This is a genomic window from Streptomyces sp. WAC06614, from assembly GCF_003949795.1.
GTDB lineage: Bacteria > Actinomycetota > Actinomycetes > Streptomycetales > Streptomycetaceae > Streptomyces.
In genome coordinates, this window is the sequence record NZ_RPRY01000234.1 from 1 (window position 1) to 11,156 (window position 11,156).

At 74.1% G+C, this 11,156-nt stretch carries 9 protein-coding genes; 3 read left to right on the forward strand and 6 right to left on the reverse strand.

The features are described 5' to 3' along the window. Together EF918_RS25520 and EF918_RS25525 are read left to right on the forward strand one after the other, a co-directional pair. Positions 1-813 (forward strand): MFS transporter (locus EF918_RS25520; RefSeq protein ID WP_125650895.1); only part of this gene is annotated, 813 nt, incomplete at its 5' end. 11 nt (positions 814-824) lie between these two features. Then, positions 825-1,544, forward strand: coding sequence for a 4'-phosphopantetheinyl transferase superfamily protein (locus EF918_RS25525; RefSeq protein WP_125650897.1), 720 nt, complete (start codon positions 825-827; stop codon positions 1,542-1,544). Positions 1,545-1,623: 79 nt separating this feature from the next. Here EF918_RS25525 and glpK read toward each other — a convergent pair whose 3' ends face one another. The 3 genes from glpK to EF918_RS25540 form a co-directional block, all read right to left on the reverse strand. Next, positions 1,624-3,141 (reverse strand): glycerol kinase GlpK, encoded by a 1,518-nt coding sequence (glpK, locus tag EF918_RS25530; RefSeq protein ID WP_125650900.1) that lies wholly within the window; start codon positions 3,139-3,141, stop codon positions 1,624-1,626. Between the two features lie 13 nt (positions 3,142-3,154). Next, positions 3,155-4,003 carry an MIP/aquaporin family protein gene (locus EF918_RS25535; protein WP_125650902.1) on the reverse strand — a complete coding sequence of 283 codons (849 nt, stop codon included), beginning with the start codon at positions 4,001-4,003 and terminating at the stop codon, positions 3,155-3,157. A 235-nt stretch (positions 4,004-4,238) separates the two neighbouring features. Further along, positions 4,239-7,541, reverse strand: coding sequence for a glycosyltransferase family 4 protein (locus EF918_RS25540; RefSeq protein WP_221889752.1), 3,303 nt, complete (start codon positions 7,539-7,541; stop codon positions 4,239-4,241). Between the two features lie 316 nt (positions 7,542-7,857). On the opposite strand from EF918_RS25540, the gene EF918_RS25545 reads away from it, so the two are divergent. After that, positions 7,858-8,745 carry a TIGR03619 family F420-dependent LLM class oxidoreductase gene (locus tag EF918_RS25545; protein ID WP_125650906.1) on the forward strand — a complete coding sequence of 296 codons (888 nt, stop codon included), beginning with the start codon at positions 7,858-7,860 and terminating at the stop codon, positions 8,743-8,745. 42 nt (positions 8,746-8,787) lie between these two features. On the opposite strand, the gene EF918_RS25550 is transcribed toward EF918_RS25545, so the two are convergent. From EF918_RS25550 to EF918_RS25560, 3 genes are read right to left on the reverse strand one after another with little or no spacing between them, the layout of a single operon-like run. Beyond that, positions 8,788-9,453 carry a spherulation-specific family 4 protein gene (locus tag EF918_RS25550; RefSeq protein ID WP_125650908.1) on the reverse strand — a complete coding sequence of 222 codons (666 nt, stop codon included), beginning with the start codon at positions 9,451-9,453 and terminating at the stop codon, positions 8,788-8,790. Next, positions 9,450-10,367, reverse strand: coding sequence for an NAD(P)-dependent oxidoreductase (locus EF918_RS25555; RefSeq protein ID WP_125650910.1), 918 nt, complete (start codon positions 10,365-10,367; stop codon positions 9,450-9,452). Before EF918_RS25555 ends, EF918_RS25550 begins: the two co-directional genes overlap by 4 nt. 7 nt (positions 10,368-10,374) lie before the next feature. Continuing rightward, positions 10,375-11,088: a sugar phosphate nucleotidyltransferase gene (locus EF918_RS25560; RefSeq protein WP_125650912.1), complete on the reverse strand. Its 714-nt coding sequence runs from the start codon at positions 11,086-11,088 to the stop codon at positions 10,375-10,377. Between the last annotated feature and the right edge of the window lie 68 nt (positions 11,089-11,156).

The following is an 11,156-nucleotide window of genomic DNA, read 5'->3' on the forward strand; positions in this document are numbered from 1 at the left end:
GCCGACGGCCATGGCGACCCACAACTGCCCGCCGGCGCCCTGCTGATCACCGTCGGGCAGTTGTGGGTCGCCATGGCCGTCGGCGCCGTCACCGGTGCCGTCTGGCTGGTCTGCCTGCTGCACGTCACCCACGGCTTCACCCGGCCGCAGCCGGAGCCCGGGGTCTCCCTGGTCAAGCGGTCCGGCGACGGCTTCCGCCTGCTGGCCCGCCACCCCCGGCTGCGCTGGATGTTCATCGCCTCGCTCTGCCTGGACATGGCCTTCAGCTGGCCCGCCGAGGTCGCCCTGCCGCTGCTGGTCTCCGAGCGCGGCTGGAACGTCGGCGCGGTCGGCGTGGTCCTGGCCGCCTTCAGCGTCGGCGCCCTCGGCTCCAGCGCGCTCGGCGCGGCCCTCGCGCACCGCATCCCCATGTACGTACGCCTGGTGGTGACCGGAGCCGGACTGGCCGCGGGCATCCTGGTGATGGCGCTGATGCCGTCGGTGCTCTCCCTCACCGCCGTCGCCGCCGCCGTCGGCCTGCTGTCCGGGCTCAACGGGCCCGCCATCGTGACGCTGTACCAGGAGTCCGCGCCCGAGGAGCGGATGGGCGCCGCGATGTCGACGCTGTCCCTGGCCGGGATCGGCACCGCGCCGATCTCCATCGCGGTCTTCAGCTCGCTGTCGCTCGCCCTGGGCGTCCGGACCACCTGGCTGCTGTGCGGGGCGATCGCCTTCGTCTCCCCGCTGGCCGCCGTCCTCGCCCTGCGCCACCCGGCCCGGGCCGAGGAAGCCGCGCCGGCCGTCGTCGAGCCGGCCGTGCCCGTCACTGTCTGAGGGGACGCCCCATGACCATCCTGACCCTGCCCCGGCTGCTGTTGCCGCAGCCGCTGACCGACCCCGGTCCCGGGCCGGACGCGGGCCTGCACCCGGCCGCCGGACCGGAGGTGTGGCTCGTGGACACCACCGCCTACCTGCCGCACGCCCGCCGGCACGCGCCGGGGACCCTGGACGGCCAGGAGCTGGCCCGGGCGGCGGAGTTCGCGCGGGCCACGGACCGGGACTCCTACGTCTGCGCGCACGTCGCGCTGCGCCGGCTGCTCAGCGCCTACCTGGGCATCGCCCCGCGCGAGATCACCGTCGAACGGGCGCCGTGCACGCACTGCGACGAGCCCCACGGACGGCCGGTCCTGCCCGGCGGGGCACTGCACTTCTCGCTGTCGCACTGCACCGGGCTGAGCCTGCTGGCCTTCGCGACCGCCCCGGTCGGGGTGGACGTGGAGGAGTTGGTGCGGCCGGCCACCATCCTGGAGACGGCCGACGTGCTGCACCCGCGGGAGGCCGCGGAACTGGCCCTGCTCCCCGCCGCGGAACGCCCGGCCGCCTTCACCCGGGTCTGGACCCGCAAGGAGGCCTACCTCAAGGGACTGGGGGTGGGGCTGTCCGCCGACCCGGCCGCCGACTACGTCGGTTCCGGGCCCGTCCCCGCCCCCGTACCCGGCTGGCTCCTCACGGACGTGGCCGTCCCGGAGGGCCACTGGGCCGCGGTGGCCCTGCGCACCCCGTGACCGCGACCCCGCCCCGGCACGACCGCTGCCCCTCCCCGGCACGGCCGGGGCGGGGCCGCGGTCACGGCGCGACCGACCGCTACTCGACCTTGGCCCAGTCGAGGGTGCGTTCCACCGCCTTCTTCCAACCCGCGTAGCCCTCCTGGCGCTGTTCCTCGGTCCACCGGGGCTCCCAGCGCTTGGACTCCTGCCAGTGCGTGCGCAGTTCGTCGGTGTCGCGCCAGAAGCCGGTGGCCAGGCCGGCGGCGTAGGCGGCGCCGAGGGCGGTGGTCTCGGCGACGACCGGGCGGCTGACGGGGACGCCGAGGACATCGGCCTGGATCTGCATGCACAGGTCGTTGGCGGTGACACCGCCGTCGACCTTGAGCACGTCGAGGTGGACGCCCGAGTCCTGTTCCATGGCCTCGACCACGTCACGGCTCTGGTAGCAGATGGCCTCCAACGTGGCCCGGGCCAGGTGTCCGGCGTCGTGGTAGCGGGCGAGACCGACGATCGCGCCGCGGGCGTCGGAGCGCCAGTACGGTGCGAACAGGCCGGAGAACGCCGGGACGAAGTAGATGCCGCCGCTGTCCTCGACCGTGCCGGCCAGGCGCTCGGTCTCGGCCGCATCGGTGATGATCTTGAGCTGGTCGCGCAGCCACTGCACGGCCGAACCGGTGACGGCGATCGAGCCTTCGAGGGCGTAGACCGCCGGTTCGCCGCTGAACTGGTACGCCACCGTGGTCAGCAGCCCGTGCTGCGAACGGACCAGCTCCGTCCCCGTGTTCAGCACCAGGAAGTTACCGGTGCCGTAGGTGTTCTTGGCCTCGCCGGGCGCGTAGCAGACCTGGCCGACGGTGGCCGCCTGCTGGTCGCCGAGCACCCCCGCGATGGGGATGGCGGCGCGCAACGGGCGGGAGGTACGGGCCTGGCCGAACGCCTCGGCGTGGGAGGACGGGTTGATCCGGGGCAGCATGGCCCGCGGGACGCCGAAGAAGCCGAGCAGTTCGTCGTCCCAGTCGAGGGTCTCCAGGTCCATGAGCATGGTGCGGCTGGCGTTGGTCACGTCCGTGGCGTGGATGCCGCCGTCGGGGCCGCCGGTGAGGTTCCACAGCACCCAGCAGTCGGTGTTGCCGAAGAGGGCGTGGCCCTGCTCGGCGGCCTCGCGCACGCCGTCGACGTTCTCCAGGATCCACTGGATCTTGCCGCCGGAGAAGTACGTCGCGGGCGGCAGCCCCGCCTTGCGGCGGATCACGTCGCCCTGCCCGGAACGTTCGAGCGCCGCCGCGATGGAGTCCGTACGGGTGTCCTGCCAGACGATGGCGTTGTAGTACGGGCGTCCGGTGCGGGGGTCCCACACGACCGTCGTCTCGCGCTGGTTGGTGATGCCGATGGCCGCCAGGTCGGTCGCCGAGAGGTTCCCGTGGCGGAGGGCGTTCTGGATCACGGAGTTGGTGCGTTCCCAGATCTCGACCGGGTCGTGCTCGACCCACCCCGAGCGCGGCAGGATCTGGGCGTGCTCCAGCTGGTGCTTGGCCACCTCGTTGCCCGCATGGTCGAAGATCATGAAACGGGTGCTGGTGGTTCCCTGGTCCACTGCGCCGACGAAGTCAGCCATGGCTCGTCACCTCTCAGCTCTCGTCGGGGGCCGGGATCCGTCCGGGAGGCTCCGGCTCCGCGGTCGGCAGGTAACGGCCGATCAGGAACTTGTACAGAGCTGCTCCCAGCACGGCGCCGATGAACGGTCCTACGATCGGCACCCAGAAGTAGATGTCGCCGTACTGATCTCGCCATGCTGTGCCGTATCCGGTCAGGAAGCTGGCCAGCCGCGGCCCGAAGTCACGCGCCGGGTTGATCGCGTAGCCGGCGTCGGTGCCCCATGCCATGCCGATCGCCACGACGATCAGGCCGACGATGAACGGGGCCAGGTTGGCGCCGGGAGGCGTGTTGAGCAGGTCCGTGACGGCCAGGATCAGCAGGAGCAGGATCGCCGTGCCGATGATCTGGTCACGCAGGGCGCCCCACTGGGTGATGGGGAGGTTGGTGTTGCCGTTGGCCGGCAGCGTGGAGAAGACGCCCTGCGTCTTGATGGTGTGGCCGGGGTCCGCCTTGGCCAGGGCCTCGGTGTAGTTCCAGCGCACGATCAGCGCGGCCACGAAGGCACCGGCCACCTGGGCCAGCGCGTAGGGCGCCACCCGCTTCCACGGGAAACCCTTGAACACCGCCAGCGCGACGGTCACCGCGGGATTGAGGTGCGCACCGCTGAGCCGGGCCGCTACGTAGACGCCGAGCGTGACGCCCAGGCCCCAGGCCCAGGCGATGCTGTCGTGGTTGCCGAGCCCGCCGGCCGGGTCCGTCAGGGCTCCGCCCGCGACGACCTGCGCCACCACGCCACAGCCGAACAGGATGAGAATCATGGTGCCGGCGAATTCCGCCGAGAGTTCGCCGACCAGCCCGGAATTTTTGAGCCGCTCAGCCATGGGTGCCCGCTTCCCGCCGGCCAGGGACCGGCCGTCCGTCGACTGCCCCGAGTCCTCTGACGACATCGTAAGTCGCCGGGCACCGATGGGCGCGCCGGAGCCCTGACCCGCGCCCCGCCTCCCCGGTCCGGGCAGGGGCGGCCCCCCGTCACCGCCCCTGCGGCACCGATCCTCCACCGGCCGCCCGGTCCTCCGCGATGGTTTCGGCCCCCGCCGAATCCTCGGCGGGACGGCCTCACGCGCGGGGCACCGCACCGCCCCGCCGCGACGCCACCTCCGCCAGGACCCGGCGGGCGGCCTCGGCCCAGGTGACGGAGGCGGCCAGGCGCGTACGGACCGTGTGCATGTGCGCGAAGGCTTCCGCTTGGGACGCCAGGGACTTCTCGATGCGCGCGGCCCATTCCTCGGCGTCGGCGTCGACGTCCCCGGTGACGGGAACGATCAGGGGGTCGGCGTCCACGCCGAGGTACTCGCGGAGCAGCTCGGCCAGCCCGCTGCGGTCGCTCACCAGCACCGGTACGCCGCGCAGGACGGCCTCCTGGCCCACCAGGCCGAAGCCCTCCGACCGGGACGGCATCACCACGAGGCCGGCCCGCCGCATGTCGGACTCCAGCTTGCCGGGGTCGGCCGAGTAGGGGCGCACGACCACGTGCAGGCCCGGGTTGCCCGACCACTGCCGGATGAGCCGCTGCTGTTCGTCGGCCCGTTCCGGCGGTGCGCCACGTACGAAGAACTCGATCCGCTCCCCCGCCCGACCGGCCCGCCGCTCGTGCACGATCCCGCAGGCCCGTGCCGCCACGTCGATCCCCTTGAGGACGGCGTCCTCGGTCCGGCCGACGAACAGCACCTTGTGCAGGCCGTCGGGCGGGGGCGTGCGGCGGACCGAGGCGTCGGGCTGTCCCGACGGCAGGTCGAAGCCGGGGTCGAGGCGCAGGGGCTCGGTGGCGGCGCCCCACAGTTCGTTGCGGTAGCGGCGCTCCAGCGCGGGGCCCACGGCCACCACCCGGTGGGCGGTGGTGCCCAGGTCCCGTTCGATCTCGGTCCGCTCCTCGGCCTGCCGCGCCCGGCCCACGCCGTCGCCGAGCTTGTGCCACTCGATCTCGTCCGGCGCCATGTGCACGAAGTGCAGCCGCCGGGCGTGCGGGAAGAAGTCCTCGGTGAGGTGGGCGGCCGCCGGGCCGGTGATGCGGGCGTGGCCGATGACCAGATCGGGCGCGGTCCCGGCCGGGAGCACGGGCCGGCGGGTCAGCCGGCCGTAGTCGGGGGCTCCGGGCGCGCCGGGGTGCGTCAGCAGGGTGACGCCCTTCTCCTTGGCGTCGGTCACCTCGGAGAGGTCGGCGTCGAGCACGATGCAGAAGACCTGCGCCCCGGCCGCGGCCAGTGCCACGCACAGGTGCCGGTTGAAGGTGCTCAGTCCGCCCCGGCCGGAGGACCACTCCGTGGCGACCACCAGCACGCAGGGCAGCGCCGACAGGACGCGGGCGACCGCCGCCCCGGTGGCCCCGGCGTCGGCCTCCGCCTCGACGTCGGCCTCTGCGTCGGCCTCTGCGTCGGCCTCGGCATCGGTGGTCGCAGGCGTCACGGCGGGGCCGATGGTGCCGCTGTCGCTCAGTGCCCGCAGGAGCGGTTCCGGGGCGGCGTGGCTCAAGAAGGCCGCGTCCTGGACCACTTCGTGCAGGATCCGGCCGGCCGCGGCGTGGGTGGCGAGGTGTTCGAGGACGTACGGGTCCGCCGCGGCCCAGTCCCGTGCGCCCGTGGGCGTGGTCGGTACGAGGTCCAGCAAGGCCCGTGCCGTCGCCCGGTGTTCGGTGCGGTCGTCCCCGGGCGTGCGGAGGTACTCCACCAGGGAGAGGTGGAACAGCCGGTGGACCTCCGTGCCGTCCGGCCGCACGGTGGTGATCACGATGCCGCCGACCCCGTCGCGGAGCTCGCGCAGCTCCTCCTGTGTGCAGTGCTCGCCGGTGAGGGCCGTGACCAGCGGGGCCCACAACGTGCTCGGCAGGCCGGCGCCCTGGGCGTACGCGAGCGGGCGCAGCAGGCGGACCGTGCGTTCCTCGTCGGCGCCGAGCCGTCGCAGCATGCTGTGCAGCAACGAGCCGAGATCACCGAAGTCGAGCGCGTGGCCGTCGTCCGCCAGGGCTCGGGCCGCCAGGTGGACCATCAGGAACGAGTAGTCCGTCCTGCGGGCCAGTTCCTGTGCGTCCGCCGCGTTCCGTTCGGCGGACCGCCCGGGCTCCTGGGCCAGCAGCCGGCGGGCCACCTGGACCACGGCCCCCTCGTCGCGGTGGTCGCGATCGTCGAGGTCGAGGACCTCGAAGTCCGGGCCGAGCGAGGGCAGGGCGGATCTCCGGGTCCCGACGAGCAGGCGCACGGCGGCGATCGCCCCGAGCGACCGCACGAAGTCGGCGAGCCCGCCGTCGTACGCGGTGGGGGCGATCTCGTCCAGCCCGTCGAGCACGATGACGACGGGGTCCACCCGTCCGGCGAGCACGTCGAGCACCCGTCCCGCGGAGGCCCCCTGCGGCAGCCCGAGCGCGGCCGCCAGATCGGCGGCGAGCGACTGGAGCCCGCCGATGTCCCGGCCGGTCAGGGGGACGACCGTCAGGCCGGGCGGGGGCAACGTCTCCGGATCGGTGTTCAACCGGGCGGGGTTGTCGGGGTCGGTGAGCGCCAGGAAGCGGCCGAGGAGGGCGGTCTTGCCCGAGCCCGGGGCGCCGGTCACCGCGAGCGGTCGCACCGGCCCCGCGGGCGCCGCTGCCCACGCGGCGATGCGCCTCAGGGCACGCGTGCGCCCCACGAAGAAGTCCCCCGACTCCGCCGCGTGGGCGACGCCGCGGCTGCGCGGCTCGAAGTGGTCCCGGTTCTCGTGCCGGAGTCGTGCGACGCCGTCGGGGTCGAGGGAGTCGCGGGGCAGGTCCGGGACGAAGCGGGGGTTGGGGAAGAAGTCCTCCGTTCCGCCCAGCCCCACGCCGATGTAGAAGGGCTCGGTGCGGACCCCGGCCAGATCCAGGTGGTGGCGTATCAGGCCCATCACCTCCACGAGGGAGACACTGCGTTGCCGCGACCCGGCCGACGGGGTCCTCAACGCGTACTCCCACGCGTCCACCAGGTGCCCGGCCGCCCCGTGGCCGGCGCCCCTGGTGTGGCTGATCAAGTGGAACGACGTGCCGCCGCGCTGCCAGGCATCGCCGAGGGCGCCTGCCCACCCCGTGGCCGGCTGGTCCAGGTACGGCTCCGTCCACGTGTCGAGGACGATCAGGGCGCTGCCGACGGAGCTGCGGGCGATGAGCCGGGTGAGTTCGTCCAGCTCCAGGGACGCGTACGGCCAGCGCGGTTCGCTGTCCGTGCCGAAGAGGTGGCAGCGCTGGTGGTCGTAGCGTGCGTGCCCGGCGTAATAGACGACGAGCACGTCGTCCGGTCCCAGCCCGGCCATCAGGGCCCAGCGGGAGAGGCCCTCGTGCAGCTCGGCCGTGGTGGCCCCGTGGCGCAGTGCGGTCAGGACGCGCTCGTACCCGAAACCGGCCAGCAGCTCTGCCACCCGGTCCGCGTCCCGTCCCGCTTCCGGAAGCACCGGCAGATCAGGCGACTCGTAGTGCGCGAGCCCTATCGAGATCAGATAGCGCCGCCCCGCATCGACACCCGTACCGGCCCGCACCACGTGCCCCGTCCCCTCGTCCCGTCCCGGCGGGCGCCCCACGTCCCCGGTCACGCCTGTCCGCCGTGCCCACCCGCTCCCCGCAGGCCGGCGGTGGTCCGCCGTGCGCCTGACTCTAGGGCACCCGCCGGGACCCGGGCGGCACGCCCGGGGGCCGGAACCCGTCGGTGAACCAGGAGTTCCGGTCGAGACTGGGGCCATGGACATCGGAATAGCCCTGCCGCAGTACGGCGGACACGCCCGCCCGGAGCGGATCGCGCCCTTCGCCCGGGAGGCCGAGGAGGCCGGATTCGGCTGGTTGTGGGTCGGGGACCGGTCGCTGACGCCGGTCGCGCCCCGTGACATCTATCCGGGGTACACGCCGGAGAACCCCTATCCGCCGGGGTTCAGGACCTTCCTCGACCCGCTCACCACGCTGACTGTCGCCGCGGCCGCGACCAGCCGGATCCGGCTCGCCACGAGCACGCTCAACGCGCCCTGGTACCCGCCGCTGCTGCTGGCCCGTACGCTCACCACGCTCGACCGGGTCAGCGCGGGACGGCTCGTCGTCGGCCTGGGGCTGGGGTGGATGCGTGACGAGTACACCGCGGTCGGCGCCGACTTCGGGCGGCGCGGCGCGCTGCTGGACGAGGCGCTCGACGTGCTGCGCGGCATCTGGAGTGCGGAGGTGTTCGGGCACGAAGGGGCCCACTGGTCCATCCCCGGGGCCCACTTCGGGCTGCGGCCCTCCCGGCCGGGCGGGCCGCCCGTGCTGCTCGGAGGGCTGTCGCCCGCCGCCATGCGCCGGGTCGGCCGCCGCGCCGACGGCTGGGCCGGGGTGGCCCTGCCGCGCGGGGCCGGCGCGGCCCTGTGGGACATCGCCCGGAAGGCCGCCGAGGAGGCCGGGCGGGACCCGGACGGGCTGGCCCGGCACATCCGGCACAACGTCGCCGCCGGTGCCTCGGCCGCGGAGATCGCCGCCGTGCTGGACGGCGTACGGGCCTCGGGCGCGGACAGTTGTTTCCTGGACCTCCAGCAGTCCGTGGCCGGGCCGGAGGAGGCCCTGGAGCTCGGGATCGAGGTGCTGGAGCGGCTGCGGCACGGCTGACGCCGCAGCCTACCGGGGGTGTCGGCCGGCGCGGGTCCGGCCTCATGGGTGCGGGCCGTCCTTGAGGGCCGGTGTCGGTTCCCGCCAGGGATTGGGGAGTTCGCCGGTGACCGGGCCCGCGACCGCCGCGCCGCGTTCGTGGGCGGTGCGCACGGCGAGCGGGACGAGGGCCCCGGGGACCCCGTAGACGAGGTGGCAGAAGCGGTCGGCCGGGTGGCGGGCGGTCCAGGCCGGCCGGGCGAACGCCGCCACGTACGTGGACCAGTGACCCTCGAAGGTGACGATCAGGTCCGCGCAGCGGAGGTAGCCGGGCGCCGGGTGGACACCCGGGTTCAGCACCACCGTGGTGGCGCCGAGCCGGCGCAGGGAGCGGACCACGCGCCGGCAGGCGCGCAGGTCGTCCCGGGCCGCCGTCGCCCGGTCCAGGAAGCAGCCGTCGACGCCGTACCAGTCGCGGTGGCGCAGGAACTCCACGGTGAGTTCCGCCGCCGGGCGGGCACCGTAGTCGGTGTCCAGGTAGCCCAGCAGCCGGGCGCCGGCGGCGCGCAGGGCGTCGGCCGCCGCCCGGTACGCGGGATCGGGCCGCGTGCCCGGACCGCTCGCGGGGTTGAGGACCACCGCGTAGGTCCGGGGCGCGGCCCCGATCAGCCGGGCCCAGGCACCCGGCTCCTCGGCCGGGTGCACGTACAGCGGTACCAACAGGGTCACAGGAGGTGACTGCCGTCGGCCGCCGTCGCCACCCACAGCGTGGCGATCATGTCGTCCAGGCTGCACTCCGGGCGCCAGCCCAGGCACCGGTCCGCGGCGGTGATGTCGGAACACTGCCAGGACACCGCGGCCGAGCGGGCCGAGCCGGCCCCGGCCGTCGTGTTCTCCTCGATCCGGCCCCGGAAGCCCGCCCTGCGGGCCAGGCCGTGCACCAGGTCCCGGACCGGGACCGCCTCGCCGGAGCCGATGTTCAGCACCGGCGGGAGCGGGGCCGGGGAGGTGAGGGCCAGTTCCGCCGCGCGGGCGACGTCCCGTACGTCGACGAAGTCGCGGTACGCCGACAGGTCGCCCAGCCGCAGCACCGCCTCCGGGTCCGGGCCGGCCGCGCGCAGCAGCGCGGCGATCCGGCCGGGCAGTCCGGTGGCCGGCGCGCCGGGACCGACGGGATTGCCGACCCGCAGGACCACCGCGTCCAGGCCGGACGCCGTCACGGCCACGGTCCCGGCGAGCTTGGTCGCACCGTAGGGGGCGGCCGGGCGGGTGGCCGCGGACTCCCCCACCCGGACGCCGGGTTCGCCGGGCCCGTACTCGGCGGCCGAGCCCAGGTGGACCAGCCGGGCCGCCGGGGCCGCCTCCCGCAGGGCCGCGCACAGCACGGCGGGGCCGCGGGCGTTGACCTCGGCGAGCGTGACCGGATCCGTGCCGGTCGCGCCCGCGCAGTTGACCACGGCGTCGGGGGCCGCCGCGGCCAGGGTCTTGGCGAGCCGCTCGGGTCGGTCGGCGGCGAGGTCGATGCCGAACTCGGCGCCGGGTGAGCGGCCGCCGTCGAGGACCCGGACCTCCGGCAGGGCCCGTAGCCGTCGGACGACGTGGGCCCCCAGATAGCCGGTGCGGCCCAGGACGAGGATGCGCATGAGGTGCTCAGACTCCCTTGAGCAGGAGGGACTTGCGGCTGGTGAACTCGGCGTTGGCCCGGTCGTAGTCGTCGGGGCGGCCGATGTCGAGCCAGTAGCCGTCGAACTCGTAGGCGTGCGGCGGGTCACCGGCGCGGAGCAGGTCCAGGACGAGTTCGTCGAAACCGAGGGGCAGGCCGGGGGTGTAGCCGTCGAGGGTGTCGCGGCTGAGGCCGTACACGCCCATGGACACGCGGTAGTCCATGCTGGGCTTCTCGGTGAACCCGACGACGCGGCTGGCGTCGGTGGTCAGCACACCGAAGTCTATGTGCACCTTGCGGGCGTAGGTGGCGATGGTCAGCGGCGCGCGGGTGGCCTCGTGCCGGCGCAGGACGTCGGCGTAGTCGAGGTCGGTGAGGATGTCGCCGTTCATGACGAGGAATCTCTCCGGGAGCCGGTCGCGCAGGCCCAGCAGCGGGCCCATGGTGCCCAACGGGCTCTCCTCGCTGGCGTAGTCGACGTGCAGACCCCACTGGGAGCCGTCGCCGACGTACGCGCGGATGATCTCGCCGAGGTGGCCGATGGCGATGGTGCAGTGGGTGAAGCCGGCCGTGGAGAGCTGGCGCAGCACGATCTCGAGGATGGCGTGCTGGTCGCCGATGGGAACGAGGGGCTTGGGCAGTGCGGTGGTGTAGGGGCGCAACCGGACGCCCTTGCCGCCCGCGAGGATCACTGCGTACACGGGGTTTCCTCCTGTTGTCGTGTGCCGAGCCGGGTCGAGCCGTGGTGGGGAGGATGTGGGGGGACGGG